Origin of the sequence: Candidatus Pantoea gossypiicola (assembly GCF_008632075.1) — a bacterium.
Lineage (GTDB): Bacteria > Pseudomonadota > Gammaproteobacteria > Enterobacterales > Enterobacteriaceae > Pantoea > Pantoea gossypiicola.
The window spans coordinates 233,827-259,489 of sequence record NZ_VWVM01000007.1; the positions used below are offsets into that span (position 1 = coordinate 233,827).

Below are 25,663 nucleotides of genomic sequence, written 5' to 3' on the forward strand. Positions count from 1 at the left end.
GCTGACGGCGGCTACGTCAGCGCCGTCAGGGTGACGCCATATTTCGCACCGTAACGTTTAATCCCGGCCATTACCTTCTCTGTACTCAGAGGAGGCGGTGGTGGCAACAGCGGTGCCCGTTCACGCAGCGCCGAGTCGAAGCGGGCAAACGTTGCGAAATCACGCGGGAACCGTTCTTCATCCACCCCAATCAATGCCCCCTCGTCACGCGCATGGGACAACAGTGCCTGCCAGCGATCAATATCCGCCAGCCCGATGCTTTCAGTACCGTGAGAAAAGAGCATCATGTCGATGTTGCGGAACGGCGGCTGTTTTTCCAGGAAGCGTTGCAGCGCCGCTGCGGACGGTTCGGTACAGAATACCAGCCAGAACGGAATCGCCTGCTGCTGCTGCGTACACCAGGGATCCATCAGCAGGAAACTGTCCACTGTCAGCCGGGTCGGTAAAATACCCGCCGCCAGATACCAGTCGCGATAAATCTCCGCCACCACATAACTCATCGCTTCCGGGTCTTCGTAACGAATCTCCATCAGTTTCCAGTTCTGCGCTGCCGCCAGTTTTTTCAGTGGGGAAATCAGATAACCATCCAGGCCCCACTCCGCTTCCGGTACGTGGTCGGTGATGTCAGGCGGCGTCCAGCGCTCGCGGTCAATGCCGTAACGCGCCAGATATTCCGCTACCCGCGGGCCGCCCTGCAAATACTCTTTTTCGGTTGCGCCACCGAGCGCGCCAAACTGAAAGAACGAGCGATCGCTGGTGCGTGTCACCGGCCACTGGCGGGTGCAGTGGTTGATAAACAGCGTTGAACCCGCGGGCAGGCTCCCCATCAGAAACTCATTAAAAGCCAGCGGCAGTTCGCGCAGTTTTAACCGGAAATAGCGCATCTGGTCGAGCATCAAGCGATCCTGATTCGGGTCATGCATATGGTGTACCGCCAGCCGCGGCCAGGCGGCCAGCAGTGCAGCGGCTATCTCTTTACCCTGCTCAAAGCTCGCCATCGCATCATCAGGATCGCTGTTGGTCGCCCGCACCGGACAGAGAAAGGTCTGCGGCAGCCAGGGCACGCCCATCGCCGACGCCAGATGCACCAGCGCACCGTTCGACGAGCCGATAAACGCCGCCGGATAATCCTGCTGCGGGTACTCGCTGACCATCCATTCTGCGATGCCTTCCACATCCAGCTCGCCCGCCTGACGCAGGCTGATGCCTTCGGCCATGCCGCCCAGCGCATAGCCCCACTCGCGCAGCCCGGTCGGCAGACGGTTCAAGGAGGGTAGCAGCCGGTCGAGCGTCGGTGACTGGCTTGGGCTGGCAAAAGGTCGATCGTGGAGCGCATTCGCCAGCGCCAGCAGCATGGCGGCGGCCGAGTCAAAACGGGCGATGCCCTTGGGCGGTTTACTCATGCTCATTCTCCTGCTGAATACGCGCCAGAAACGGGCGAATGGCGTTGCAGAAACTCCACGGATAGACGTAGTGCAGCGTATGGGTGCCGTCTCGCAGCGTCAGGCGTTCGCTGTGCGGCATCAGGGCAGCAAGCTCATCCAGCCAGCGCGCCCGACAGATGGGATCGCGCGAGCCGCGCAGCAGCAGCGTCGGCGCAGTGATGTAAGTCAGACGATGTTCTATGCGATCGCGCATCATGGCGCGCATCGTGCCAAAGGCGCGCCATAGCCCCGCTTTAGCGTAATCGATACGGGCCAGCGGCCCCGGCGGACGGCGCGTTTCCAGGCGGCCATTACGCCAGCTGCGCCACAGCTGACGCGGCAGGCTGCGGGCATGACGATCAACCGTCGGCCCCTGCAACACCAGCCCCGCCACCGCCTGCGGATATTTCACCGCCAGTGCCGCCAGAATCTGACACCCAAACGAGTTCCCGACCCAGATGGCACGCTCAAACCCGTTGTGCTGTAGCCAGAGCCAGAGCGCGTCAGCCTGCTCATCCACGGACATAATCGGCGCAGAAGCAGGCAGCGCACTGGCCCCAAACCCCGGCAAATCCGGCACCAGTACGTGATAGTCGCGACCCAGCGCCAGCGCCAGCGGCTCCATCGCCCGGCCCGACATCACCAGACCGTGAACCAGCACCACCGGCAGTCCCCGATCTTCATTAGGCGTGACGCGGGTAAACATGCGCCAGTCGCCCACCTGCTGAAAGTAACCCGCCAGCCCGGCGTGATGACTGCGCGACGACACTGGCGGTGTCTGCTTCAGCTGTTGCCAGCGTTTCATACCCCAAAGCGTAGCTGCCACACCTAATCCCACGCCTGCCACAATCGCTGCCTGTTTTCGTTGATGCTTCTGGATCATCCGCTGCTCCTGATTTGGGGAGAATAATTTAGTGTAGGACGGGATCGGGTTGGCGGCGGGTTAATGGTGGGTTGGGGTGGGAGGTAAGTACGGCATTCCGAATTTCGCTACGTAACAAACACAGGGGGAACTCTCTCAAAACATTACTGGCCTGCTTACAACGCCGCTTAAAGTGCCTGAATTTCTATCTCAAAGTAGTTTACTATTCTGCCGAATGAGTAAAACTGTTTACACATCATTACCCCTTCATTAAAGTTAACTAAATAGAATTTTTTAGACGAATTACTTTGTTGGGCCAACCGGTTAAAAAGAGTGTGGCAAACAGAGAAGCGCCATTATTTAACTGCTAAATTTGGCGTGATTAAAGAAACATTACTTAAAGTATATGTTGAACTTGCTTACCCCGCTGGACAACTGGAAAATTTCATTGGAAAAAGACCGATACATTACCTATTCAGTTAATAGAAGCATCTTCAGCGAATAAGCTGAACTACAGGATCGGGTTCCTGTATGAATCAACACCAGCACGGAGAGATGAAAATGGATGCAGCTCTGCTGTGAATGATGCGCTCAGGTGGACGAAACCAGGCATGGGCAGAAACGATGGTTAATCTTGAGGCTCGTAAACTTGTAAATGTAGCGAATCGTGTTGCTTCATTTCATCTGAATCACGGGCTTTCACGCATTCAATTCGTTGAGGAAATTAAAAAAGTTATTGAAGACGAGTTTGCTGTGGCCCGCCGGGCCAGAACAGACGAAGAGTGTATGGTCTGCATCAATACGCTGCGAGCCGAAACTGAAAGCCTTCACGAGCAGGATCGTCTTCTCCGTACAGAGGTTGCCAGGCTGTATGTCAAAGTGGAATTTATTCGAGAGAATAACAAAATTGTCGGATATGTCATTTCAGTGGTAAACATCGTGTTGTCTGGCCTGACGATTGTTGGTGGGGTAGGTATGGTAGCGTCAATGAATCCAGTCGGCATGTTAGCTGGTGCTACGCTATTTGTTGATGGCATCAATGGCATTACCAGGGAAGCCAGCCATCTGCGTTATGGTGATAGTGCACATTCAGAAGGAATTTTTGCTGATAGCTCTATGGAAGCGGCAAAATTTATGGGTTTTACTCCTGAAACGGGCCTGGCGACTTATAAGGCCGCAACGCTGGTCTCAAGCGTGTATGGCATTACCGGTGCCATGCGCAAGCCCGAGGCGTGGAAACTATTCCGGTGGCTGCCTACAGATTATTTCCGTAAAGTTGAAACGATGAACAGGACGGAACTGACCATGAAGATCATTGACTATGGTATTAAGGGCAGAGTCATCTTTGAACTGATCAACAACCGTGAGAGCAGCGCTCAAACCCGTTGAGATCGAGTGTAACGCCATGCTTTGTAAGCTATTACCGGCGGCTGGAAAAATGCAGCAATCACCGCCCCACACGCAAGTCCTATACCACCGGAAAAAATTGACTCTGAGGAGCCAAAGGCGAGCAGCAGCACGAATACGGCCAGACAGAAGCTAATGCAACCGGTGGCGATGATAAACCGCCTTGCAAGATCGCCAATGGCTTCATTCAGGGTATCGCCAAAACGCTGAGTGTTACTCTTAATTTTACCCAATTCACGAGGCGTGAAACCTGAACGCAAGAGGTTGTCTTCGCTAACTTTCATATTTTTATCCAGAATTTTAACGCGTTACGGTTCTGTATATCAGATTATTAAGAGAAGGGCGACATTGACTGTGCCGGGGTGCATTTGTGTAGCCTTGATTTTCTATTCCATAGGGTTCTATTGCAAGCCCGGAACTTCCCAGCAAGCGTTATCGGGTTTCATTTGATGAGATCTGATGAGGTCAGCAAGAACAGCCTCCGCCGGAAGGATTCGTAATGTCGCACTCACCCATCTAATAGTAAAAAGGGAAAGTGCGTTGCTATTGAAGATAAGGGTTTAGTCTCTGTTGCACTGGCAGATTGAAAGCTGATTATTATTCGGCAGAATGATGGATTAAAAAAGAGTAAACCGATTGACCACTCAGGGAAGATATTTCATTTCGCCAGTTATCCCATCGTACTTTTTGACAGAAAAGAATCAAATTGCCGCTAAAAGCCCAGCGCAAAAAATCTGAATAGTGAGTACCCATGCTCTCCCATTCGAAAGAATGCGGTGCGAGATAATATACGCCTGCACGGTCTTTACCAAATTCACTGCCGTTGATTGCAATAAACATCATTAGCCACTAAAAGAGCCTCAAAAATCAGACATACATGAGATCACTGCCAATCCATAATGCACGGAGGCAAAAAAGGGGTCATTTCATCGCCCGAAAGCGCTTATAGCGGGAAAACGACAAGAGTGGCAGTAGCAGAACGGACGCACAGGAAGTGAAAAAGCGTAGGTTTAACTCAGCGAAAGCAAAAAGTGATAATCACAGGTCGATCCCTGACCGCGATTATCGAGGGTTTCTTGCGGGGTGCTTAGTACATGGCACCCGGCGGTACGTGTTTGAACGTCTCAACGTAAGCGCGGAACACGTGTTTAATGATGCGTTTCATAGAATACCTGATTCAAATTTAGTTGAAGATATACTGAAAAAGTATATCGCCTGTGCGTTTTAACAGCAAATAAATTTGAACCAGATCACAAAAATGCCGCTTTTATGTGCAAAAGCACTAGGCGGTGTAGCCAAGATGTTGCAACAGAATGGTAGAGCCAACGGCGATTAACACGACGCCGCCCAGCACTTCCGCCCACTTGCCCAGCACCGGACCAATAAAGCGCCCGACTAAGACGCCTGTGGTCGCCATTACCGTGGTAGCAGCACCAATGGTCAGCGCGGTGGTGATGATGTTCACCTGCAGGAAAGCCAGTCCGACACCGACCGCCAGCGCATCCAGGCTGGTCGCGACGGCGGTGGTTGCCAGTACCATAAAGCCGTGGCTTTGCGGGGCTTCGCAGGGTTCGGTGGCGGCTGTCTTACGGAAACCTTCCATCATCATACGGCCACCCAGGAACGCCAGCAGGCTGAAGGCAACCCAGTGATCCCACGCCATGATGTAACGGCTGGCGGCCAGGCCAAGCGCCCAGCCAATCAGTGGAGTCAGCGCTTCAATAGAGCCAAAAATCAGACCGGTACGCAGCGCTTCTTTAAAACCAGGACGATGCAGTGTGGCACCTTTGCCCAGCGCAGCGGCAAACGCGTCCATCGACATACCCAGCGCAAGAATTAAAGTGGCAATAAAGGTCATGATTTATTCACCTGGGGCGAAAAAGCGGCAATTCACGCTAAATTCACCACACAAAGTGTTCAGTTATGAAAAAGTGGGCGCAGTCTACCACGCAAACCTGAAGATAAAAAGACAGTAAAATCAGGGATTTAAGTATAGCAAAGGCTATAACTCTTATCATTCGCTATGAATGGCGCTAAGTCGATGGTAGCAAAGCATTTTCTGACCATTTATTTAACCGTGCAACGCCCCGGATGCAGGCATTACCACACGCCGCCATTGAACCCTGTCGCCGATTACCGGAAAATGCCGGGCTGATGAATTTGGGAAACCGGTTATGAATAACCCTTATGAGACGTTGATCGTGCCGGGTGGCATTTTGCTGCTGGGCTTTCTTTCGGCGCTGCTGCTGCCCGCGCCCGCTTTTAGCGTGACGGTGGCGCAGCATCTGTTGCAGATGTTCCATTTACAGGATCTGAATCAGCTCTACACGGTGGTGTTTTGCGCCTGGTTTTTAGTGCTCGGCGCACTGGAGTTTTTTGTGATCCGCTTTGTCTGGCGTCGCTGGTTCAGGAGCTGACCGCCTGCGCATCGACCAGCGCTTTTAGCCGTTCGGCGCTACGCGCATAACCTTCACGCGGCAGATGTGCCGCACCCAGTACCAGGCCCGCACCGCACTGCTCGGCCTGCTGATACCAGATCGACAGCGGCGACGGTGCCATGCCCCACTTTGCTGCCTGCTGCGCAATCATCTCATCCGGCGTAACGGCGGGTAAGCGGACAATCACCGCCAGCCCGGCGCGTTGCAGGTCGGGGAAGTGAGGATGGAGCGCCGCGATCATCTGCTCCAACCGCTCCTGATAAAGGCGCTTCATGCGCCGCAGATGCCGCATAAAGTGACCTTCCCGCAGAAACTCCGCTACCGCATTGTGCAGCAATCCCGAAGAGGCTGGCGCAAGTAGTGCACACACCTCGCCGAAGCGGGCCGTCAGCGCCGTCGGAACCACAATAAAACCAAGCCGCAGTTGCGGCGTCAGCGTCTTACTGAAGGTACCTATGTGCAACACGCGTCCCTCGCTGTCGAGCGCGGCCAGTGCCGGAGCCGCACGATGACCGGGCTGAAGCTCGCCGAGATAGTCATCTTCGATAATCCAGCGCTGCTCGCGACTGGCCCAGCTCAGCAATGCATGGCGGCGCGCCAGGCTCATGGTCATGCCAGGCGGCGCCTGCTGTCCCGGCGTGACCAGCGCGAAAGCGGCATCCGGCGCGCGGGCAATACCGGCCTCCACCTGTAACCCTTCAGCATCAACCGGCACGGCAACGGGCGTAACGCGCAGCGCGTCAACCGCGCGACGCGCCACCCAGAATCCGGGATCTTCCAGCCAGGCCGTTTTGCCCTGAAAATCCATCGCCAGGCCAATCAGACCCATCGCGCCCGCATAGCCGCTGGTAATAATGATCTGGTCCGCCTGACAGCGCAGACCGCGAGCCACCGACAGATAGGCTACCAGCGCCTGACGCAGCGCCAGGCTGCCGCGCGGATCGGGATAACAGGCTGGTCTGCTGACCTGCATGCGCGTCTGACGCTGCAGAATGCGCAGCCAGACTTTAATCGGGAACGCATCACTGGCCGGAATGCCCATCTGAAAGGTCAGCGGAGGCACTTCAGCCTCCTCTATGCCCGCCAGCAGCTGGCGTTCCGCACTGGCGATGGCCGATTTCAAGGGCGGTAGTGCGCTGACGAAGGTGCCCGCCGCGCCTCTGGCCTGCAGAAACTGACCATCGACCAGCATGTCATAGCTGGCTCGTACCGTGCCGCGCGCCACGCCGAGCTGCGCCGCCAGATCGCGACAGGAGGGCAGACGCGCACCGGGCTGTAAGCGCCCTTCCCCAATCGCCTGTTCAATCAACTGGCGTAGCTGTTCGCTGAGGCCGCGTGACGTACCGCGCTGGAGTGTCACCGTGGAAAGCGGCGATGGACCAGTCAGACTCTCATTTTTTGGCACTTTATCTGCTCCATTGAAAGGCCGAAAATCGCCTCATTAACCCTGAATGAGGCAACAAGATGAGCGAACGTATCGATTTCCACAGTGCAGCACCGGCAGGCATGAAAGCGCTGGGCGGCGTATACAGTTATCTGGCGCAAACCGATCTGCCGCTCACTTTACTGGAACTGCTGTTCCTGCGCATATCGCAGATTAACGGCTGCGCTTACTGCATTGATTTACATACCAAAGCGCTGAATAAATCGGGTATGGGCTGGGATAAGATCGTATTGACCCAGGTCTGGCACGAATCCGGCACGCTGTTCAGTGATAAAGAGAAGGCGGCCCTGCACTGGGCTGAATGCCTGACGCTGATTGCTCAACAGGGCGCGCCGGATGCCTGCTATGACACATTAAAAGCGCAGTTTAGCGAGAAAGAGATTGTCGATCTGAACATCGCAATTGGCCTGATGAACACCTATAACCGCATGGCGGTAAGTCTGAAAAAGCTGCCTGCCAGTGCAAATCAGTCATAAGTGAATCCGATGCGTGCACCGGCGTGCACGCATTTTCGGACTCACAAAAATGTAACATTATTTTTACACGAGCAGCTTTTCAGGCCCTCCTGACCCGATTCCTGTTATTCCTTCCTGCATAATAAATCGCTAAATTTCAGCTAATTAAATAATTCCGCACTGTTCATATCCTTTCCGACCCTGCACCAGCATGGGGCTTTTTCGCAACATACATTTTAGGTTAACTCACTGACTTCTCTCTAAAAAACCGCTAATACGCCACTCTCCGTGATGATTAATTCTTATGCTGAATCATTTCTGCATTTAAAAAATAAACAAATGTTTAATTCAGATGCGAGAATGTTATATTCGGATGACTAAGCATAACGTTCAGTTAACGCGTTATCACCGCTTAACCCTATACCTGAGACTTAACCTTTGAGAAATAGCGCAACGCGCTCGAAAGAAGCGTGACTATTTCGCCTGCGAAACTGTTGGGCTTCAGGTCAACAGAAGAGGAGATGTCGCCTCATGTGCAATTCAGCTGTAAACCTTGCGCTCGCGATGAGTGCCATGGCAAAGGACACCACTACTACCGCGCAGGAGCGTAAAGACGTTGACCTGCTGCTGATTGGCGCAGGTGTGATGAGCGCTACCCTCGGTGCATGGCTGCAGGACTTAGAGCCGGACTGGTCCATCGAGATGGTGGAGCGGCTCGATAGCGTGGCCGAAGAGTCATCCAACGGCTGGAATAATGCGGGCACCGGTCATGCGGCGCTGGCGGAGCTGAACTATACGCCTCAGCAGGCGGATGGCAGCATCGACATCTCCAAAGCGGTAACGATTAATGAATCGTTCCAGATTTCACGCCAGTTCTGGGCTTATCAGGTCCAGAAAGGCAACCTGCGCAACCCTGAAAGCTTTATTCACAGCACGCCACACATGAGCTTTGTCTGGGGTGACGACAATGTCGAGTTCCTGCGCAAGCGCTTCAGTGCGCTGCAGAAGAGCACTCTGTTTCGTGGCATGGCTTACTCGGAAGATCCGCAGCAGATTGCTCGCTGGATCCCGCTAGTGATGAATGGCCGTGACCGCAGCCAGAAGGTGGCCGCGACCTGGACGGAGATGGGCACCGATGTGAACTTCGGTGAAATTACCCGTCAGCTGATCGCCGCGTTACAGAAGAAATCGAATTTCCAGCTACGTCTGCGCCAGGAAGTGCGCGAGCTGAAGCAGCTCGCTGATGGTCGCTGGCAGGTCACCCTGCAGTGTCTGAACAGCGGCACGCGTCGCACACTGACGGCAGGCAAAATCTTTATCGGTGCGGGTGGCGCGGCGTTACCGCTGTTGCAGAAAGCTGGTATCCCGGAAGCCAACGGCTACGCCGGATTCCCGGTGGGCGGTTCATTCCTGGTCACAGAAAATCCGCAGGTCGTCGCGCAGCACATGGCGAAGGTCTACGGTAAAGCCAGCGTCGGTGCGCCGCCGATGTCTGTGCCGCACGTCGACACCCGCGTACTGGATGGCAAGCAGGTATTGCTGTTTGGCCCGTTCGCCACCTTCTCGACTAAGTTCCTGAAGCAGGGTTCGCTGATGGATATGTTCACCTCGCTGAACAGCAGCAATATGCTGCCGATGGTGAAGGTGGGACTGAAAAGTTTTGACCTGGTGAAATACCTGATGGATCAGGTACTGCAAAGCGATCGCGACCGGATGGACGCCCTGCGCGCCTATGTGCCGCAGGCGAAGCAGGAAGACTGGCGCTTAGTCACTGCCGGTCAGCGTGTGCAGATCATCAAGAAAGATGAGAAAGAGGGCGCGGTATTGCGTCTGGGCACCGAAGTGGTCGCTTCACAGGATGGCACGATTTCAGCGCTGCTGGGTGCCTCGCCAGGCGCATCTACCGCGGCACCGATCATGCTGGAGCTGCTGCACAAAGTCTGTCCTGAGCAGATGGCTTCGCCGGAATGGCAGAACAAAATCCGTGCGGTGATCCCTTCCTGGGGTCGCAAACTGAACGGCGACGTGGCGCTGACAGAGAAAGTGTTAGCTGAAACCAGCCGCATTCTGCATCTCGATTACTCGCCGGTCACCCCGATGGCGGCCAACGATGAAGGACGGGAAACCGCATTCGTCGTCGGTAAGTGATTCAGCGCCATTGATAAAGAGGCTCCGTACTGCGGGGCCTTTTTTATTGGCTGGTTGCCTGGTCGTACTGCGGATTCTCTATTAGGGTTAAGGCATCTTTTAGCTGCACGATCAGGAGGAAACTGCATGTCTTACTCCCCTGCTTTACCGGAATTCACGCTGCTCGACCGCTACTGGCGGGCGGCAAACTACCTCTCCGTCGGACAAATTTACCTGATGGATAACCCGCTGTTACGCGAACCGCTCAAGCCCGAGCACATTAAACCTCGTCTGCTGGGCCACTGGGGCACCACGCCAGGGCTGAATTTTATCTATGCCCATCTCAACCGTGTTATCCGTAAACAGAACCTGAATATGATCTACATCTGCGGGCCAGGACATGGGGGACCCGGCATGGTGGCGAATACCTGGCTGGAGGGCAGCTACAGCGAGATTTATCCGCACATCTCTCAGGATGCGGCGGGCATGCAGCGCCTGTTTAAGCAATTCTCGTTTCCGGGCGGCATTCCCAGCCACGCCGCGCCGGAAACCCCGGGCTCGATTAATGAAGGCGGTGAGCTGGGCTATTCGCTCTCCCATGCCTTTGGTGCAGCGTTCGATAATCCCGAGCTGGTGGTGCCGTGCGTGATTGGCGACGGCGAAGCCGAGACCGGTCCGCTGGCCTCCAGCTGGCACGGCATCAAATTCCTCAATCCTGAACGTGACGGCGCGGTGCTGCCGATTCTGCATCTTAACGGTTATAAGATTGCCAACCCTACGCTGCTGGGTCGCAGCAGCGATGAGGATCTCCACCAGTTGTTCAGCGGCTACGGCTATGAGCCGATATTTGTCAGCGGACATGAGCCGGAAAAAATGCATCCGTTAATGGCAGAAGCGCTGGATAACGCCTTCACTAAAATCACCACTTACCAGCGTGACGCGCGCACAGGCAACGCCAGCACCGACGTGCCCCGCTGGCCGATGATCATTCTGCGCAGCCCCAAAGGCTGGACCGGCCCCAAAACGGTCGACGGTAAGAAGGTGGAAGATTTCTGGCGGGCGCATCAGGTGCCGGTGGCGGCCTGTCGTGAAGATGACGGTCATCGCCAGATCCTTGAGACGTGGATGCGCAGCTACCAGCCCGACGACCTGTTTGATGAACAGGGTCGCTTAAAACCGGAACTGCAGGCGCTGGCACCGGAAGGCGATAAACGCATGGGTGCGTCACCCTATGCCAATGGCGGCCTGCTGCGCCGCGAGCTGGATACGCCTGCGCTGGCGGAATTTGCCTGCAAGGTCAGCGAACCAGGTACAGAGATGGCGCAGGCCACGGAGCATCTGGGCCGCTATCTCAGCGTGCTGTTCCAGAGTAACCGCGATAATTTCCGCCTGTTTGGCCCGGATGAAACCGCCTCTAACCGCCTGACGCCGGTGTTCGACGTGACCAGCCGCACCTGGCTGGAACGAACCGAGCCTTACGATGAGCAGCTGGCGCGGGATGGCAGGGTGATGGAAATCCTCAGTGAGCATCAGTGTCAGGGCTGGCTGGAAGGTTATCTGCTGACCGGCCGCCACGGGCTGTTCAACTGCTATGAAGCCTTTATCCACATTGTCGATTCGATGTTTAACCAGCACGCGAAGTGGCTGAAAGTGTCGCGTAAGCTGGGCTGGCGTAAGCCGATTTCATCGCTGAATTATCTGCTCTCTTCCCACGTCTGGCGACAGGACCACAACGGCTACAGCCATCAGGATCCGGGCTTTATGGATCACGTTGCCAACAAGAAAGCGGATATCGTGCGCATCTATCTGCCGCCCGATGCCAATACGTTGTTGTGGGTGGGCGATCACTGCCTGCGCACCTGGAACCGCATCAATGTGATTGTCGCGGGCAAACAGCCAGCGCCCCAGTGGCTGGATATGGCCAGCGCCGTGACGCATTGCGAAGCAGGGATGGGCGAGTGGCGCTGGGCGGGTACTACACCGGAGAATGAACAGCCGGATGTGGTGATGGCCTGTGCCGGTGATGTGCCGACCATGGAGACAATGGCAGCGGTGGATCTGCTGCGCGAGATGCTGCCTGAACTGCGCATCCGGGTGGTGAACGTGGTCGACTTACTGGCCCTGCAGCCGCAGGATAAGCATCCGCATGGCAAATCTGATGCAGACTTTGACACGTTGTTTACCCAGGATAAGCCGGTGATTTTTGCCTTCCACGGCTATCCGGCGCTGATACATCGCCTGACCTATGCACGTACCAATCACCGCAATTTCCATGTGCGCGGCTTCAATGAAGAGGGAACCACCACCACACCTTTTGATATGACGGTGCTGAACGAGCTTGACCGCTATCATCTGGCGCAGGAGGCGATTCTGCGGGTGCCGGGCCTGGCTGACGCCCATCCCGAGCTGCTGGAGGAGTTACAGCAGCGTCTGGCGGAGCATCATCGCTATGTCCGTGAACATGGCGAAGATTTGCCGGAGGTGCAGAACTGGAAATGGCCGTCCGCCACCGCACCCGGTGCACCCGATTAAGCGGCCAGCAGCGCGTCGGTCAGCATCCAGACGGTCGTCGCCACCAGCGACAGCGCCATCAGGCTGTTAAACAGCCGACGCTTCCAGGCAATCTGCAGATGGCTGCGCAGGCGATCGCCCAGTGCAGCCCAGATCAGGATGCAGGGCAGATTGAGCAGCATAAAGCCGATCATCACTGTCAGCACGCCGCTGCTGCCGGTGTAGAGCAGCGCGACGTTGGTGGCCATCAGCCAGGCTTTGGGGTTGATGGCCTGGAAGCAGGCACCGCCCACCAGCGTCATTGGCTGTGGTCGGGTTCGCGCTTCAGGCGCACCGGCGCGAAAAATTTTCCAGGATAACCATATCAGATAGGTACAGCCTGCCAGCGTCAGCGGCAGGCGAATCGCCGCCATCCAGTGCAGCAACACTTCCAGCGCCATCCCGGCAATCACTGTCTGTAACGCGCAGCCCACCAGAATGCCAAACACCATCGGCAGGGTCCGCCGCATGCCAAAATTGACCCCGGATGTCGCCAGCAACAGGTTGTTCGGGCCTGGCGTAATCGACATCACGGTAACGTAACTGAAGAAAGAGGGATCGAGCATCGTGGCTCTCCTGAAAGTGGACAGCGTTCTATGCTACGGCGGAGAAAGGGATGGTAACAGTGACACAAAATAACTATTGTTATGGTTACAGTTCCCATTAACAGCAATTGTATCCATCCACGTCGGAGGCTTCTGTGTCCCTTGCTCCCACTTCCGATCAGCCGCTCTATCAGCAGCTTGCAGACAGTTTCGCTGAGGCCATCCATCAGGGCACGCTGAAACCGGGTAAACGCCTGCCGGCGATCCGTCGCGTCGCGCAGTCACACCATGTCAGCGTCAATACGGTGCTGAATGCCTGGCAGATGCTGGAAGATCGCGGGCTGATAGAGGCGCGTCCGCAGTCGGGCTACTACGTGCGCGGCGTGTTGCCTGCCGTCACCCGTCACGGTCAGCATAAAGCCCGGGTACGCGACCCCAGCAGCGGTAAGCTCGACCTGATCGATAAGGTGTTTGCAGCGCAGAATCATCCCGACTACACCAATATTTCCCTGGCCTGCCCGCAGGACAGCGAGCTGTTTCCGGCGGCGCGCATCGCCCGGATTACCGCCTCACTGCTGCGCCGCCATTCCAACATCATCGGGCGCTATGCACTTCCGCCCGGTAGTGAGCGCTTACGGGAGGAGATTGCGCGACGGGCGCTGCACGCCGGGCAAACGCTCACCGCCGATGAGATCACCCTGACCCACGGCTGTATGGAAGCACTTCAGCTGGCGCTGCGGGCGGTGACACAGCCCGGCGACTGCGTTGGGCTGGAGTCACCGACCTACTTCTTCCTCTTCCCCCTGCTGGCGTCGCTGGGCCTGAAGGCGCTGGAAATCCCTACCGATCCGCAGCATGGCCTGTCGCTGGATGCGCTGGAGATGCTGCTTCAGGAACAGCGTATTAAGGCACTGATTGCGATGCCCAGCGTGCAGAACCCGCTGGGCTGCGGGATGTCGCTGGAGAATAAGAAGCGGCTGGCGAAGTTAGTGAATACTTACCACGTTCCGCTGATTGAAGACGGGCTATATGACGAACTGCAGTTCGACTGGCCGCTCTCGCCCGCCGTGAAAGCCTTTGATCGCGATGGCTGGGTGATTTACTGCACCAGCTTTACCAAAACCGTGGCACCCGATTTCCGACTTGGCTGGACCGCCGCAGGTCGTTTTCATGATGCGATTGCCCGACTGAAAGCAGTATCGTCGATGGCCGAATCCGCCCTGCTCTCGGAAACGCTGGCGGAGTTTCTTGCGTCCGGCGGTTACGACCACCATCTGCGCACGCTGCGCCGTCGCTACGCGGCCAATCTGGATGAGGCGCGCGGTCTGATCGCCCGTCACTTCCCGGTGGGAACCCGCGCCACGCTGCCGCGCGGCGGGTTTGTTTTCTGGGTCGAGTTACCAGGCAGCGTAAATACCACCGAGATGTTTGACAGACTGCTGCAGGAACAGATTTGCGTCACGCCTGGCGCGCTCTATTCGCTGAGTGAGCGCTACAACCATGCGCTGCGTCTCTCCTGCTGCTATCCGTTTGATGCGCGCTACACCCGGGCGATTCAACGCGCAGGTGAAATCGCCTGTGAACTGGCAGGCGTGCCGTGCGGCGAAGCTCAGGGTGTGCCGTTGCGGCCCCAGACGGTGTAGCCGCGACGTTCAGTCAGACGCTCATAATAGGTGCGCACCGCCGGATAGTCGGGATGATCGAGCGGCGTTTCAAACCAGCGGTTTACCGCCAGGCCAATCGGAATGTCTGCCAGGGTAAAATTGCGTCCGGCGACGTAGCGGCCGGTTTTTTCCAGCTGCTGATTGAGAATGCTCATAGTGTGCGCCCAGCCTTTGCTGGCTGCGGCCAGCAGTCGCGGGTCCTGATGGGCCGGTGAATTTCGCACCAGCGACATAAAGGCGTAGCGCCATGAGGTGTTGAGTTCGGTGGATTGCCAGTCCATCCACTGATCGACAGGCGCACGCGTCTGCGGATGCAGAGGATAAAGCCATTCACCGCCATAGGCGTTCGCCAGATAGCGCAGAATGGCGTTGGATTCCCACATTACAAAGTCATCATCTTTAAGCACCGGCACCATCGCATTCGGGTTGAGTGCCATGAATTCGGGCAGGTGCGTTGAACGGAAGCCGTCACCCCACTCTTCGCGCTGGTAATCAAGGTCCAGCTCGTCACACAGCCATAATACTTTGCGCACGTTGATTGAGGAGGCGCGTCCCAGGATCGTCAGCATTCACAGTCTCCGGTAAATTCTTTAACTTATTGATAACGCTGTTAGCTGTTATAAGCAATCATCCGGCAGAGAAAAGGCCACACTGAACCCAGAGCAAGGAGTCACAATGAAGGTCGCGTTTAAGCAAGTCGATGTGTTTACCTCATCAGCCTTTAACGGCAATCCGCTGGCGGTGATTATGGATGCTCAGGGGTTAAGCGACAGCCAGCTGGCGGCGATTGCCCGCTGGACAAACCTGTCGGAAACCACCTTTGTCCTGCCGCCTCAGCATAGAGAGGCGGACTATCGGGTGCGTATTTTTACCGTTGAAGGGGAACTGCCGTTTGCCGGTCATCCGACGCTGGGCACCGCCCACGCATTGCTGGAGGCGGGCTGGCCAGTCCGTACGCCGGGTGAAATCGTGCAGGAGTGCGGCGTCGGTAACGTGACGGTGAAGATAGATGACGCTGGCCTGGCATTTGCCGCGCCAGCTGCCACGCTGATGCCCTGGCAGGATGCGCGAATGAGTAACGCCTTAAACAGCAATGCGTTCGATCTGACGCAAAGCCCGACGGTAGTGGACATGGGGATCCGCTGGCTGCTCATACCGATGGTCAGCGCCGAAGCGGTACTGGCGCTGCAGCCCGATGTCAGTGAATTGCAGCGTCTGATTCAGCATGCGGGTGTCTCGGGCATCATGCCCTTTGGTCGTCTGCCTGCTGACGAGCCTGAACAGTATGAAGTGCGCGGTCTGCTGGTAGAGAATGGCAGCCTGACCGAAGATCCGGTGACCGGCAGCGCCAACGCCTGCCTGGCGCGTTACTTTGCGGCGGCGGGGCAAACCATCCCCTATCGCGTTCGCCAGGGCACGGCCCTGCAGCGCGCGGGAAGGGTGAGTGTGACCTTTGCCGGTGAGACCATCTGGATTGGCGGCACTACCGTGACCGTCATCGACGGCACTATTACGCTGTAAACATCGGCGGCGTCAGCGGGTATTTACCCTGACGCCGCCCGCGGTTAAATTCCCTGCCCGCCTGACGCTTCAATGCGCTGCGCGGTGATCCAGCCCGTTTCGTCACTCAGGATCGCGCTGATAGCGTCGCCGATATCATCCGGCAGTCCGACCCGCCCCAGCGCCGTCAGACCAGCAATCTGGTCGTTAAGCTCACGGGTATCACGCACACGTCCTCCGCCAAAGTCAGTCTCTATCGCGCCAGGTGCCAGAATATTGACGCGAATGCGGCGTTCACCCAGCTCTTTCGCCTGATAGCGCGTCAGGACTTCCATCGCCCCTTTCATCGACGCATAGGTCGCGGAGCCAGGATAGACCAGACGGGTCAGACCGCTGGAGATATTCAGGATGCGCCCCCCGTCGTTAATCAGCGGCAGCAGCTTCTGGGTCAGGAAGTAAGGCCCTTTGAAATGCACATTCACCAGTGCATCAAATTCCGCCTCGGTGGTCTCGGTAAACGGCTTGTAGTGTCCGTGACCGGCGTTGTTCACTAAATAGTCAAAGCGTTCACGCTGCCACTGCTGTTGCAGAACCTCTTTCACCTCACCGGCAAAGCGATCAAACTGGCTGGTTTGGCCAACATCCAGCGCCAGCGCCACGGCACGTCGTCCCAGTGCTTCAATTTCCTTTACAACCGCCTGCGCCTCATCGGCATGGCTGCGGTAAGTCAGAATAATATCTGTGCCTCTGGCAGCCAGTTTTAAGGCTCCGTTGCGACCTAAACCGCGATTTGCACCGGTAATTAACGCCACTTTCTGATTCATCTCACACACCTGTTGAAAAATTGAACACGGTTAAAGGATATTCGCGAATTATTGATCTATAAACAGGGTTAAATACGCATCACTGTTTCAATAAAAACAACAATCGGTGAACAACATGGACAAAATTCACGCAATGCAGGTGTTTGTGCGGGTGGCCGAAATGGGCAGTTTTACCCGCGCGGCAGAGAGTTTAGGCGTACCCAAAGGCAGCATATCGCGACAGATTCAGGCGCTGGAGAATCAAATGGCAACACGTTTGCTGCATCGCACCACGCGCCGGGTGCAACTAACCCAGGATGGTCTGGTCTATTACGACCGCTGCCTGGATCTGTTGTCGATGATTGACGATATGGACAGCCTGTTTCAGCATGAACCCGCCTCGCTCAGCGGTAAACTCCGGGTCGACATGTCAGTGGCGATGGCCACCGGTTTTATCCTGCCAAGGCTGCCGGAATTTCTGCAACACTACCCGGGCGTGGAAATTGAGCTGAGCAGCTGCGACCGTCAGGTGGATGTGATCCGGGAAGGCTTTGACTGTGTCATCCGGGTCGGTGAGCTGAAGGATTCAGGACTGATCGCACGAAAAATTGGTACTCATACCTTGATCAACTGCGCCAGCCCCGGCTACCTTTCGCGTTTCGGCATGCCAGTCCGGCTGGAAGAGCTGTCGCAGCATGCGATGGTGCATTACAGCCAGCAGCTCGGCCAGGCCTCACCGGGTTTTGAATATTTTGATGGCAGGCAGTGCCATTACGTTCATACCGGCGGTGTGGTGACGGTGAACAGTACGGAGACCTACCGCGCCGCCTGCCTGGCGGGACTGGGGATTATTCAGGTACCCGCCGCCGGGATTCAGACATTACTGGAAAGGGGCGAGCTGGTGGAAGTGCTGCATCGCTTTCCCGCCAGACCGATGCCGATCCATCTGCTCTATCCGCACCGGCGCAATGTGGCACGTCGCGTAAGGGTATTTATGGAGTGGCTGAGTCAGGTGTTACAGGAGTACGTCACCTGAGCGGCTATAATTTGATTTTAATGATAAACAGGACAGTGAAGGTCTATGACAGACAAGCAGGAAAACCCGCAGGATATGCAGCCAGAAAAGCCGCTTATCGATATTAAAACCGGCAATCACACCGTGGATGAATCGATTGTTCGCGTGTCCCGCTTCGCCGCCTGGTTCCAGGCGATTCCGGCGGTGGCGCACTTTATTCGCGCCCTTGACCGCTTTAATGACCGACTCGGCAGCCAGTTTGGCGCGGCTATTACTTATTTCTCGTTTTTATCGCTGATCCCTATTCTGATGGTGTCGTTCGCCGCCGTGGGTTTTGTGCTGGCATCGAATCAGGATCTGCTGACCGATATCATCAACAAAATCGTCAGCAGCATCAGTGACCCGACGCTGGCAACCACGCTGAAAAATACGGTGAATACCGCCATTCAGCAGCGTGCCACCGTGGGAATCACTGGTTTACTGCTGGCGCTCTACTCCGGCCTTAACTGGATGGGAAACCTGCGTGAAGCGATCCGCGCCCAGTCGCGCGACGTCTGGGAACGCAAACCGGATGACAAAGAGAAGATCTGGAAACGTTATATTCGCGACTTCCTGTCGCTGACGGGTCTGATGCTGGCACTGATCATTACCCTGTCGCTGACCTCGGTAGCGGGTTCTGCACAGGCGACCATCGTGAGTGCGCTGGGACTTGATGGCATCGACTGGTTACGGCCTGCCCTGACCATTATTGCCACGTCGATTTCTGTGCTGGCAAACTACCTGTTGTTCCTCTGGATTTTCTGGATCCTGCCGCGACATAAGCCGCGCAAGAAAGCACTGTTTCGCGGCACCCTGCTGGCGGCAATCGGCTTTGAGGTGATTAAGTTTGTGATGACGCTGACGCTGCCGAAGCTGGCGACCTCACCTTCCGGTGCAGCCTTTGGTTCTGTACTCGGTCTGATGGCGTTCTTCTATTTCTTCGCCCGTCTGACGCTGTTCTGTGCAGCGTGGATCGCCACGGCCAAATATAAAGACGACCCGCAGATGCCGGAAGCGGGCAGCGCATCCCGCAGCAAAGTATCGTAATTCGTTAACAACAGCGGAAAATGTCACCCCCCGGCTATTTTTTCACCCGATAACAGGATGAATAGCTGAGGGGTCACTTTTATTTAGCCCTTTCTTAGAGTATCCCGCCAGATATCGTCCGGTTTCCCCCGGTATCACCCGGCATTCGTCACACCACAGAAATTATCCTCTTTTTGGCCTCTGAAGCCAGACGCGGCGCGGGTTTTCATCATTGAATGCGCTCTGGCAGATGCGTAAGATTCTTTGTCTGTATTTACAAATAAGAAACAGTTATGCAAGCCTCCCTCACAGACACACTCGACAAACAGCAGGATCCCACGCCGGTTAACTCACGCAGTAAAGTGGTGATTGCCTCGCTGGTCGGTACGGCCATCGAGTTCTTCGACTTCTATATTTATGCCACTGCGGCAGTGATTGTTTTCCCGCACATTTTCTTCCCGCAGGGTGATGCTACGGTCGCCACGCTACAGTCGCTGGCCACTTTCGCTATCGCCTTTATCGCGCGTCCGATTGGCTCTGCCGTGTTTGGCCACTTTGGCGATCGCGTCGGGCGTAAGGCCACGCTGGTAGCCTCGCTGCTGACCATGGGTATTTCCACCGTAGTGATTGGTCTGCTGCCAGGTTATGAGACGATTGGCGTAATGGCACCGCTGCTGCTGGCGCTGGCGCGTTTTGGTCAGGGGCTGGGACTGGGCGGTGAATGGGGCGGCGCGGCGCTGCTGGCGACGGAAAATGCTCCGGCGAAGAAGCGTGCACTTTACGGTTCGTTTCCTCAACTGGGTGCGCCGATTGGCTTTTTCTTTGCGAACGGAACGTTTCTGCTGCTTTCGTGGCTGCTGACCGATGAGCAGTTTATGCAATGGGGCTGGCGCGTGCCGTTTATTCTCTCCGCCGTGCTGGTGCTGATTGGCCTGTATGTGCGCGTGTCGCTGCATGAGAGTCCGGTGTTTGCCAAAGTGCAGAAAGAGAAGAAGCAGGTTCGCGTGCCGATTGCGGCGCTGCTGGGCAAGCATCTGACCGCCACGATTCTCGGCACCTTTATCATGCTGGCGACCTATACGCTGTTCTATATTATGACCGTCTATTCAATGAGCTACGGCACCACACCAGCACCAGCGGGTCTGGGTATTCCGCGTAACAGTATGTTGTGGATGCTGATGCTGGCGGTGATTGGTTTTGGGGTAATGGTGCCGATTGCCGGTTTGCTGGCTGACCGTTTTGGACGTCGCAAGACGATGATTACCATTACGCTGATGATTATCGCGTTTTCGTTCCTGTTCCCGGCAATGCTGGGTTCCGGTTCACAGGCGCTGGTGATGGCGTTTCTGCTGCTGGGTCTGAGCATTATGGGGCTGACGTTTGGCCCGATGGGTGCGCTGCTGCCGGAATTGTTCCCGACCGAAGTGCGTTATACCGGTGCCTCGTTCTCCTACAATCTCTCCTCGATTCTGGGAGCCTCTGTTGCGCCTTACATCGCGACCTGGCTGAATGCCAATTATGGTCTGCAGGCGGTGGGGCTGTATCTGGCGTCGATGGCGGTGCTGACGCTGATAGCGTTGCTGGCCTGTAAAGAGACGCGTCACCAGACGTTGTATGACGTTTAATCCTGTTGGATGAAAGTCAGTGAAACCCGGCAGATGCCGGGTTTTTTTATGGGTTGGGTTTAGTCAATCTAAGGCTATTCAGGAAATATACATCGCCCCTAACGGCGAAGAAGTGCTGCCCAAAGGGCAAAAACAATCGCCTTGAGATTAGCCAGCATGCTCAGGGAGCATACGCCCTCCGCAAAGACGCGAAAGACGCCATCCATGGCGGGCTCAGCGCGGGCCATCCCTGGCCCGCGATGCTTTGCTACAGGCGTATGCTCCTATCGCTTTAAGTGGATTAGTTGTCTGTTCGAAAAAAGCTGAATCGCGTTTAAAGGCTAGTGATATTGGCAGCAATGAAGAAGCTTAAGGACACAGGGAACACGGTCAGAAGAGGAAAGCGTTCCGCGTCTGGGACAAAAACGCCGGGAGCGTTTTTGAACAACGCAAAGCGTTGGCCCGTTTACGGGCGCACCTCAGGGATGAGGTGCGTAATCGCGCGGGCCGAGCGGCCAGAGATTGGGCTTAAGCGCCTTTCCGATCTGACCGTGTTGCCTGTGCAGGCTCGGTCTCACAGCGAAGCCGGCAGTGCAGGCACCGTTCCAACAGCGAACTTCTCAGGCATTGTTAGCAAACAAAAAACCCCGGCAAGCCGGGGTTTGTTTTGCTGAAAACTGTGTTGCCGGTTATTAGCCCGCGACAGCGATACGCTTCATGTCGGTCATATAGCCACGCAGCTTGCGGCCAACGGTTTCAATCGGGTGCTGACGAACGGCTTCGTTAACGTCACGCAGCTGCGCGTTGTCGACCTGCGTGCCTTCAACCGCTTTACCCAGATCACCTGGCTGCAGCGTGGTCATGAACTCTTTCAGCAGCGGCACCGCAGCGAAGGAGAACAGGTAGTTACCATATTCGGCAGTATCGGAGATCACCACGTTCATCTCATACAAACGCTTACGGGCAATGGTGTTCGCAATCAGCGGCAGCTCGTGCAGAGATTCGTAGTAAGCAGACTCTTCGATGATGCCGGCATCGACCATGGTTTCAAACGCCAGCTCAACGCCCGCTTTAACCATTGCAACCATCACTACGCCTTTGTCGTAGTACTCCTGCTCTTCGATTTTGCCCTCATACTGTGCGGCGGTCTCGAAAGCGGTCTGGCCGGTCTCTTCACGCCAGGTCAGCAGGTTTTTATCATCATTCGCCCAGTCAGCCATCATGCCGGAAGAGAATTCGCCGGAGATGATGTCATCCATGTGCTTCTGGAACAGCGGTGCCATGATGGTTTTCAGCTGCTCTGACAGCGCATAGGCACGCAGTTTGGCCGGGTTAGAGAGGCGGTCCATCATCAGGGTGATGCCACCAAACTTCAGTGACTCGGTGATGGTTTCCCAGCCGAACTGAATCAGTTTTTCTGCGTAAGCCGGGTCAGTACCTTCAGCCACCAGCTTGTCGAAGCAGAGCAGTGAACCCGCCTGCAACATGCCACACAGAATGGTCTGCTCACCCATCAGGTCAGATTTCACTTCTGCCACGAAGGAAGATTCCAGCACGCCAGCACGATCGCCGCCGGTTGCTGCTGCCCAGGCTTTGGCGATCGCCATGCCTTCGCCTTTTGGATCGTTTTCCGGGTGAACCGCGATCAGCGTCGGAACACCAAAGCCGCGTTTGTACTCTTCACGAACCTCAGTACCCGGGCACTTAGGTGCCACCATGACGACGGTGATGTCTTTACGGATGCTTTCGCCCACTTCAACGATGTTGAAACCGTGCGAGTAGCCCAGTGCAGCGCCATCTTTCATCAGCGGCTGAACAGCCTGAACGACAGCAGAGTGCTGCTTGTCTGGCGTCAGGTTAACGACCAGGTCCGCCTGCGGGATCAGATCTTCGTAAGTACCCACTTTGAAACCGTTATCGGTCGCTTTGCGCCATGAAGGGCGTTTCTCCGCAATCGCTTCGGCACGCAGTGCATAGGCGACATCCAGACCAGAATCACGCATGTTCAGACCCTGGTTCAGGCCCTGCGCACCACAGCCAACGATAACGACTTTTTTGCCTTTCAGGAAACTGGCACCATCCGCGAATTCATCACGCGCCATGAAACGACATTTGCCTAATTGCGCCAGCTGGTTGCGCAGGTTCAATGTGTTGAAATAGTTAGCCATGGGTACTCCGGTAAGGTTGTGTTTGCTTTTTTTGTTCAGGAACGGCGCATCATGCAGCGCCGCGAATGACCCCATCATATGACAGGAATTCTGTTGCTTAAATTGATATATTAACAACGTCACATTGCAATAAATGCAACACCAACCACAGGCGATGCGCGCATGGATTTACGGGATCTGAAACTGTTTCTTCATCTGGCAGAAAGCTGCCACTTCGGGCGCACTGCGCGTGCTATGCACGTCAGCCCATCCACACTGTCACGCCAGATCCAGCGGCTTGAAGACGATGTCGGCCATGCGCTGTTTCTGCGTGATAATCGCACCGTGACGCTGACGGAGGCGGGTGAACGTCTGCGCCAGTTCGCCCAACAGACGCTGTTGCAGTATCAGCAACTGCGCCATGTGATGGATCTTAACGGTCCGTCACTCAGCGGCGAACTGCGCCTGTTCTGTTCGGTGACGGCGGCCTACAGCCATCTGCCGCCGATCCTTGACCGCTTTCGTGCCGAACATCCGCAGGTCGAAATTAAACTGGATACCGGTGATGCTGCGGATGCGGTGGAAAAAGTGCACTCAGGCGATGCCGATCTGGCGATTGCCGGACGGCCTGAAACCCTGCCCGCCAGCATTGATTTTATGCCACTGGGGCTGATTCCGCTGGTGCTGATTGCACCTGCATTACCCTGTGCCGTTCGCACCCAGGCCACCCAGCCGCAGCCCGACTGGTCAAAAATTCCGTTTATCCTGCCGGTGCAGGGACCCGCACGACGGCGTATCGATCTCTGGTTCCGCCGCCAGCGCATCCCGAATCCGGTGATTTACGCCACGGTATCGGGGCATGAGGCGATAGTCTCAATGGTAGCGCTGGGTTGCGGTATTGCGCTGTTGCCGGATGTCGTGCTGGAGAACAGCCCGGACCCGGTGCGTAACCGCGTGCTGATGCTGGAGAATGTGGAGTCTGTTGCGCCGTTCGAACTCGGTATCTGTGTGCAAAAAAAGCGGCTCGGAGAGCCGCTGATCAGTGCTTTCTGGAGCCAGCTGTAATCAGTGGCCTGACAGGAAGAAGCGGAACGCCGGGTTCTGGCTTTCGTCGTGAAAGTCATAACCCAGGTCGGTGAGATGCTCCTCAAAACGCGGCTCATCGCTGCCGAGCTCAAAAGCCGCCAGCACACGACCATAATCGGTGCCGTGGCTGCGGTAGTGAAACAGCGAGATATTCCAGTGGGTGCCCAGCGTTTGCAGGAACTTCAGCAATGCGCCAGGCGCCTCCGGAAACTCGAAGCTGAAGAGCCGTTCACGCAGCGGCTTGGAGGGACGTCCGCCCACCATGTAACGCACATGCAATTTCGCCATCTCATCATCTGAGAGATCGACCACCTGATAACCGCCGCGGGTAAGTTCGCTGATGATTTCGCTGCGCTCTTCCACGCCACGTGTCAGACGTACACCAACAAAAATGCAGGCTTTGTCCGCGTCCGCGTAGCGGTAGTTGAATTCGGTGATTGAACGTCCGCCCAGCGTCTGACAGAAACGCAGGAAGCTGCCCTGCTGTTCCGGGATAGTGACGGCCAGCAGCGCTTCACGCTGTTCGCCCAGCTCGCAACGCTCGGAGACGTAACGCAGACCGTGGAAGTTGACGTTGGCACCGGATAAGACATGCGCCAGTCGCTCGCCTTTGATCTCGTGCTGCTGGATGTACTTCTTCATGCCCGCCAGCGCCAGCGCGCCAGACGGCTCTGCCACGGCGCGAACATCTTCGAACAGGTCTTTCATCGCAGCGCAAATCGCATCGCTGTCGACGGTGATGATGTCATCGATGTAGGCCTGACAGAGCCGGAAGGTCTCGCTGCCGATACGCTTCACCGCGACGCCTTCGGCAAACAGCCCGACGCGCGGCAGATCGACCGGATGACCGGCGTCCAGCGCCGCCTTCAGACAGGCTGAATCTTCTGACTCCACCGCAATCACTTTAATTTGCGGCATCAGCTGCTTGATCAGCACCGCAACGCCCGCGGCCAGACCGCCGCCGCCCACCGGGACAAAGACCCGGTCGAGGTGCGCATCCTGCTGCAGCAGCTCCATCGCCAGCGTGCCCTGTCCGGCAATCACCGCCGGATGGTCAAACGGCGGCACGAAGGTGTAGCCACGCTGTTCAGCGAGCTCTATCGCTTTGGCTTTCGCCTCGTCAAAGTTGGCCCCAAACAGAAAAGCCTCACCGCCAAATGCGCGCACCGCATCAACCTTGATGTCTGCGGTCGCCAGCGGCATCACGATTAGCGACTTGATGCCCAGCTTCGTCGCGGAGAGCGCCACGCCCTGCGCGTGGTTGCCGGCTGATGCCGTCACCACGCCGCGCGCTTTCTGCTCTTCGTTCAGACCGGCAATCATCGCGTAGGCACCGCGCAGCTTGAAACTGTGTACCGGCTGGCGATCTTCCCGCTTCACCAGAATGGTGTTGCCAAGACGCGATGAGATTTTTTCCATAACCTGCAGCGGCGTCACCTGTGCGACTTCATACACCGGTGAACGCAGCACTGCGCGCAGATACTCCGCGCCGCACGGCGCGTCGGGTAGCGGTTGAGACTCGGCCAT

The 25,663-nt window shown here is 56.3% G+C and carries 23 protein-coding genes; 11 read left to right on the forward strand and 12 right to left on the reverse strand.

The window, feature by feature from the left end:
* Positions 1-11: 11 nt before the first annotated feature.
* Both F3I20_RS11695 and F3I20_RS11700 read right to left on the reverse strand, forming a co-directional pair.
* Complete coding sequence (locus tag F3I20_RS11695; protein WP_150037599.1) at positions 12-1,403, reverse strand: hypothetical protein; 1,392 nt, start codon at positions 1,401-1,403, stop codon at positions 12-14.
* Positions 1,396-2,307, reverse strand: coding sequence for an alpha/beta fold hydrolase (locus tag F3I20_RS11700; protein ID WP_150011361.1), 912 nt, complete (start codon positions 2,305-2,307; stop codon positions 1,396-1,398). Before F3I20_RS11700 ends, F3I20_RS11695 begins: the two co-directional genes overlap by 8 nt.
* A gap of 603 nt (positions 2,308-2,910) precedes the next feature.
* Between F3I20_RS11700 and F3I20_RS11705 the strand changes: the two genes are divergently transcribed.
* Entirely contained in the window at positions 2,911-3,675 is a 765-nt protein-coding gene (locus F3I20_RS11705) for a DUF4225 domain-containing protein (protein ID WP_369414035.1), read from the forward strand.
* Here the strand turns inward: F3I20_RS11705 and F3I20_RS11710 are convergent.
* The 4 genes from F3I20_RS11710 to mntP all read right to left on the reverse strand — a co-directional run bounded on the left by F3I20_RS11710 (position 3,663) and on the right by mntP (position 5,551).
* Positions 3,663-3,977: a hypothetical protein gene (locus F3I20_RS11710; RefSeq protein ID WP_150037600.1), complete on the reverse strand. Its 315-nt coding sequence runs from the start codon at positions 3,975-3,977 to the stop codon at positions 3,663-3,665. The genes F3I20_RS11705 and F3I20_RS11710 overlap by 13 nt on opposite strands.
* A gap of 313 nt (positions 3,978-4,290) precedes the next feature.
* Entirely contained in the window at positions 4,291-4,536 is a 246-nt protein-coding gene (locus F3I20_RS11715; protein WP_369414036.1) for a DUF2625 family protein, read from the reverse strand.
* 244 nt (positions 4,537-4,780) lie between these two features.
* A complete protein-coding gene (gene azuC / locus F3I20_RS24420; RefSeq protein WP_123809971.1) occupies positions 4,781-4,858 on the reverse strand; it encodes a stress response protein AzuC in 78 nt (25 codons plus the stop codon).
* 117 nt (positions 4,859-4,975) lie between these two features.
* Positions 4,976-5,551: a manganese efflux pump MntP gene (gene mntP, locus F3I20_RS11725; protein ID WP_150011365.1), complete on the reverse strand. Its 576-nt coding sequence runs from the start codon at positions 5,549-5,551 to the stop codon at positions 4,976-4,978.
* Between the two features lie 316 nt (positions 5,552-5,867).
* On the opposite strand from mntP, the gene F3I20_RS11730 reads away from it, so the two are divergent.
* The gene (locus F3I20_RS11730) at positions 5,868-6,110 is read left to right on the forward strand and encodes a DUF1158 domain-containing protein (RefSeq protein WP_150011367.1); all 243 of its coding nucleotides are present in this window, start codon (positions 5,868-5,870) and stop codon (positions 6,108-6,110) included.
* Here F3I20_RS11730 and pdxR read toward each other — a convergent pair.
* Positions 6,100-7,536 (reverse strand): MocR-like pyridoxine biosynthesis transcription factor PdxR, encoded by a 1,437-nt coding sequence (gene pdxR, locus F3I20_RS11735; protein ID WP_150037601.1) that lies wholly within the window; start codon positions 7,534-7,536, stop codon positions 6,100-6,102. The genes F3I20_RS11730 and pdxR overlap by 11 nt on opposite strands.
* A gap of 59 nt (positions 7,537-7,595) precedes the next feature.
* Between pdxR and F3I20_RS11740 the strand changes: the two genes are divergently transcribed.
* The 3 genes from F3I20_RS11740 (at position 7,596) to F3I20_RS11750 (ending at position 12,689) form a co-directional block, all read left to right on the forward strand.
* Positions 7,596-8,051, forward strand: a complete 456-nt coding sequence (locus tag F3I20_RS11740; protein WP_150011371.1) for a carboxymuconolactone decarboxylase family protein — start codon at positions 7,596-7,598, stop codon at positions 8,049-8,051.
* A 510-nt stretch (positions 8,052-8,561) separates the two neighbouring features.
* Positions 8,562-10,178, forward strand: a complete 1,617-nt coding sequence (mqo, locus tag F3I20_RS11745; protein ID WP_150037602.1) for a malate dehydrogenase (quinone) — start codon at positions 8,562-8,564, stop codon at positions 10,176-10,178.
* Positions 10,179-10,304: 126 nt separating this feature from the next.
* Positions 10,305-12,689, forward strand: a complete 2,385-nt coding sequence (locus F3I20_RS11750; protein WP_150037603.1) for a phosphoketolase family protein — start codon at positions 10,305-10,307, stop codon at positions 12,687-12,689.
* Here F3I20_RS11750 and F3I20_RS11755 read toward each other — a convergent pair.
* Positions 12,686-13,273 (reverse strand): LysE family translocator, encoded by a 588-nt coding sequence (locus F3I20_RS11755; RefSeq protein WP_150037604.1) that lies wholly within the window; start codon positions 13,271-13,273, stop codon positions 12,686-12,688. The two genes, F3I20_RS11750 and F3I20_RS11755, sit on opposite strands and share 4 nt — an antisense overlap.
* 134 nt (positions 13,274-13,407) lie before the next feature.
* Here F3I20_RS11755 and F3I20_RS11760 point away from each other — a divergent pair, with 134 nt between their 5' ends.
* Complete coding sequence (locus F3I20_RS11760; protein WP_150037605.1) at positions 13,408-14,895, forward strand: aminotransferase-like domain-containing protein; 1,488 nt, start codon at positions 13,408-13,410, stop codon at positions 14,893-14,895.
* Here F3I20_RS11760 and F3I20_RS11765 read toward each other — a convergent pair.
* Positions 14,862-15,485, reverse strand: a complete 624-nt coding sequence (locus F3I20_RS11765; protein WP_033734411.1) for a glutathione S-transferase family protein — start codon at positions 15,483-15,485, stop codon at positions 14,862-14,864. The genes F3I20_RS11760 and F3I20_RS11765 overlap by 34 nt on opposite strands.
* A 106-nt stretch (positions 15,486-15,591) precedes the next feature.
* Here F3I20_RS11765 and F3I20_RS11770 point away from each other — a divergent pair, with 106 nt between their 5' ends.
* Positions 15,592-16,437: a PhzF family phenazine biosynthesis protein gene (locus F3I20_RS11770; RefSeq protein WP_150015869.1), complete on the forward strand. Its 846-nt coding sequence runs from the start codon at positions 15,592-15,594 to the stop codon at positions 16,435-16,437.
* A 44-nt stretch (positions 16,438-16,481) separates the two neighbouring features.
* Here F3I20_RS11770 and F3I20_RS11775 read toward each other — a convergent pair whose 3' ends face one another.
* Complete coding sequence (locus F3I20_RS11775; RefSeq protein WP_150015868.1) at positions 16,482-17,240, reverse strand: SDR family NAD(P)-dependent oxidoreductase; 759 nt, start codon at positions 17,238-17,240, stop codon at positions 16,482-16,484.
* 115 nt (positions 17,241-17,355) lie between these two features.
* Here F3I20_RS11775 and F3I20_RS11780 point away from each other — a divergent pair, with 115 nt between their 5' ends.
* The 3 genes from F3I20_RS11780 to F3I20_RS11790 all read left to right on the forward strand — a co-directional run bounded on the left by F3I20_RS11780 (position 17,356) and on the right by F3I20_RS11790 (position 20,924).
* The gene (locus F3I20_RS11780; RefSeq protein WP_150037606.1) at positions 17,356-18,255 is read left to right on the forward strand and encodes a LysR family transcriptional regulator; all 900 of its coding nucleotides are present in this window, start codon (positions 17,356-17,358) and stop codon (positions 18,253-18,255) included.
* 45 nt (positions 18,256-18,300) lie between these two features.
* On the forward strand, positions 18,301-19,320 hold the full coding sequence (yhjD, locus tag F3I20_RS11785) for an inner membrane protein YhjD (protein WP_150037607.1): 1,020 nt from the start codon (positions 18,301-18,303) through the stop codon (positions 19,318-19,320).
* A gap of 272 nt (positions 19,321-19,592) precedes the next feature.
* Positions 19,593-20,924 carry an MFS transporter gene (locus F3I20_RS11790; protein WP_150015865.1) on the forward strand — a complete coding sequence of 444 codons (1,332 nt, stop codon included), beginning with the start codon at positions 19,593-19,595 and terminating at the stop codon, positions 20,922-20,924.
* 671 nt (positions 20,925-21,595) lie between these two features.
* Here the strand turns inward: F3I20_RS11790 and ilvC are convergent.
* The gene (gene ilvC, locus F3I20_RS11795; protein WP_105099982.1) at positions 21,596-23,071 is read right to left on the reverse strand and encodes a ketol-acid reductoisomerase; all 1,476 of its coding nucleotides are present in this window, start codon (positions 23,069-23,071) and stop codon (positions 21,596-21,598) included.
* A gap of 162 nt (positions 23,072-23,233) precedes the next feature.
* On the opposite strand from ilvC, the gene ilvY reads away from it, so the two are divergent.
* Entirely contained in the window at positions 23,234-24,115 is an 882-nt protein-coding gene (ilvY, locus tag F3I20_RS11800; protein WP_150015864.1) for an HTH-type transcriptional activator IlvY, read from the forward strand.
* Here ilvY and ilvA read toward each other — a convergent pair whose 3' ends face one another.
* A complete protein-coding gene (ilvA, locus tag F3I20_RS11805; RefSeq protein WP_033734421.1) occupies positions 24,116-25,663 on the reverse strand; it encodes a threonine ammonia-lyase, biosynthetic in 1,548 nt (515 codons plus the stop codon).

Coding starts and splice junctions, on each gene's coding strand:
- F3I20_RS11715 (WP_369414036.1), bottom strand. CDS start 4,536: ATGATGTTTATTGCAATCAACGGCAGTGAATTTGGTAAAGACCGTGCA.
- F3I20_RS11700 (WP_150011361.1), bottom strand. CDS start 2,307: ATGATCCAGAAGCATCAACGAAAACAGGCAGCGATTGTGGCAGGCGTG.
- mntP (WP_150011365.1), bottom strand. CDS start 5,551: ATGACCTTTATTGCCACTTTAATTCTTGCGCTGGGTATGTCGATGGAC.
- F3I20_RS11780 (WP_150037606.1), top strand. CDS start 17,356: ATGGACAAAATTCACGCAATGCAGGTGTTTGTGCGGGTGGCCGAAATG.
- F3I20_RS11775 (WP_150015868.1), bottom strand. CDS start 17,240: ATGAATCAGAAAGTGGCGTTAATTACCGGTGCAAATCGCGGTTTAGGT.
- ilvC (WP_105099982.1), bottom strand. CDS start 23,071: ATGGCTAACTATTTCAACACATTGAACCTGCGCAACCAGCTGGCGCAA.
- F3I20_RS11705 (WP_369414035.1), top strand. CDS start 2,911: ATGGTTAATCTTGAGGCTCGTAAACTTGTAAATGTAGCGAATCGTGTT.
- F3I20_RS11770 (WP_150015869.1), top strand. CDS start 15,592: ATGAAGGTCGCGTTTAAGCAAGTCGATGTGTTTACCTCATCAGCCTTT.
- F3I20_RS11695 (WP_150037599.1), bottom strand. CDS start 1,403: ATGAGTAAACCGCCCAAGGGCATCGCCCGTTTTGACTCGGCCGCCGCC.
- azuC (WP_123809971.1), bottom strand. CDS start 4,858: ATGAAACGCATCATTAAACACGTGTTCCGCGCTTACGTTGAGACGTTC.
- F3I20_RS11740 (WP_150011371.1), top strand. CDS start 7,596: ATGAGCGAACGTATCGATTTCCACAGTGCAGCACCGGCAGGCATGAAA.
- F3I20_RS11730 (WP_150011367.1), top strand. CDS start 5,868: ATGAATAACCCTTATGAGACGTTGATCGTGCCGGGTGGCATTTTGCTG.
- ilvA (WP_033734421.1), bottom strand. CDS start 25,663: ATGGCCGAGTCTCAACCGCTACCCGACGCGCCGTGCGGCGCGGAGTAT.
- mqo (WP_150037602.1), top strand. CDS start 8,562: ATGTGCAATTCAGCTGTAAACCTTGCGCTCGCGATGAGTGCCATGGCA.
- F3I20_RS11710 (WP_150037600.1), bottom strand. CDS start 3,977: ATGAAAGTTAGCGAAGACAACCTCTTGCGTTCAGGTTTCACGCCTCGT.
- yhjD (WP_150037607.1), top strand. CDS start 18,301: ATGACAGACAAGCAGGAAAACCCGCAGGATATGCAGCCAGAAAAGCCG.
- F3I20_RS11755 (WP_150037604.1), bottom strand. CDS start 13,273: ATGCTCGATCCCTCTTTCTTCAGTTACGTTACCGTGATGTCGATTACG.
- F3I20_RS11750 (WP_150037603.1), top strand. CDS start 10,305: ATGTCTTACTCCCCTGCTTTACCGGAATTCACGCTGCTCGACCGCTAC.
- ilvY (WP_150015864.1), top strand. CDS start 23,234: ATGGATTTACGGGATCTGAAACTGTTTCTTCATCTGGCAGAAAGCTGC.
- F3I20_RS11790 (WP_150015865.1), top strand. CDS start 19,593: ATGCAAGCCTCCCTCACAGACACACTCGACAAACAGCAGGATCCCACG.
- F3I20_RS11765 (WP_033734411.1), bottom strand. CDS start 15,485: ATGCTGACGATCCTGGGACGCGCCTCCTCAATCAACGTGCGCAAAGTA.